2 protein-coding genes are annotated in these 1,316 nt (G+C 40.2%); both read left to right on the forward strand.

The window, feature by feature from the left end; translation table 11 throughout:
- The first annotated feature begins 464 nt into the window (after positions 1-464).
- A complete protein-coding gene (locus tag PX636_RS03170) occupies positions 465-716 on the forward strand; it encodes a hypothetical protein (RefSeq protein ID WP_002778026.1) in 252 nt (83 codons plus the stop codon).
- Positions 703-930, forward strand: coding sequence for a hypothetical protein (locus tag PX636_RS03175; protein WP_288116198.1), 228 nt, complete (start codon positions 703-705; stop codon positions 928-930). The genes PX636_RS03170 and PX636_RS03175 overlap by 14 nt, the downstream gene beginning before the upstream one ends.
- Positions 931-1,316 lie beyond the last annotated feature (386 nt).

The following is a 1,316-nucleotide window of genomic DNA, read 5'->3' on the forward strand; positions in this document are numbered from 1 at the left end:
CGCTGCTTTCAGTGGCGTTCGCGATCAAATCTCTTGAAGCAATTTGACGAAATTGGCGCAAAAATTTAGCTGACAACTAAAAGCCATTTTTGGATTTAGTATAACTCGTCCTTTTAGCAAAAGTGATCGCACCAAAGGGTTTAAGTAGCGATCGCATACGCTGCTTTCAGTGGCGTTCGCAATCAAATCTCTTGAAGCAATTTGACGAAATTGGCGCAAAAATTTAGCTGACAACTAAAAGCCATCTTTAAGCTTGCACTATCTTAGTTCGATGGGACGGTTGAAGATAATAAGGCCTTCAAATATCTTTGATTAGCGTTGGGTTTCCTTCCTCAACCCAACCTACCATATCAGCGATCGCACCAAAGGGTTTAAGTGTGGAATTGTGATAATTGTCATCGTCAATGCTAATAAAAATATGGTATAGTTCTTAAATGAGTATAAGTTTAAAATAATGAAAATAAATGAAAATAAAAGTTTCTCAAAAAAAGGGATCATCAAACGAAGTTAACCCTCAGTTAAAGCATATTGCCTATTCGATGGACGCACTGATTCCAGGCTTTTATATTTGGTTGGGTTCTTTTTGTTGGCGATTGGGGGGTAGTGATGCAGAAGAAAGTTATCCAGGAACAATACATAGTTTTGCGGGTATCAGCTTAGTTTTACCCGGTTATCAAATTTTTACAACCTATAAAGGGAGTTATGACCCTCGATAAGCATCAAATTGATGGTCTTTCTCCCATTTCATCTAAAACAATGCCAGCAGAAGTTTTTGAACAATTGATGTTCAATGCTGGTTATGCCGTTGTTGGGTCTGCTCCAGCCAAGGGAAATAGAATTAAAGTCTGGTGGAATCATTCTAGTTTTCGTCGTGTTGAAGCAATTTATAGTGCCGATAGAAGTCTGGTTATTACGGCTTATCATCCATGAATCATGAGCTTTCTGTTACGAAAATATATTTATTGTTTACCCACAACGGGCCCAACCTACAAGATTAGCAATCGCACTGTAGGTTAAGGGGTTATTATCGGCATCGGTGGCGGTAATTGTGCCTACAGGAGTATTGATGGTGCAAGTTAATGTTGTCTGGCTCAGTGTCTGAACTATAATGGAGACTGACTAGAGTCGCCAGTTTTCTCCCTCAAAAAGTATATGGCAAGAAGAACTAATCATCTCTTGACATCCTCACCGCCGTAAACGGACGGTGATTCCCAAACCTCACGATTTAGGTTTCTGCTTCTTTCCCTTGCGGGGTTCCGCACCTGCCTTAACAGATTTACTCTGTTCTGGTCTTATGGTCGCTCTACAGACTGACA

It is taken from the genome of Microcystis sp. M53598_WE2 (assembly GCF_030067735.1).
GTDB classification, from domain to species: domain Bacteria; phylum Cyanobacteriota; class Cyanobacteriia; order Cyanobacteriales; family Microcystaceae; genus Microcystis; species Microcystis aeruginosa.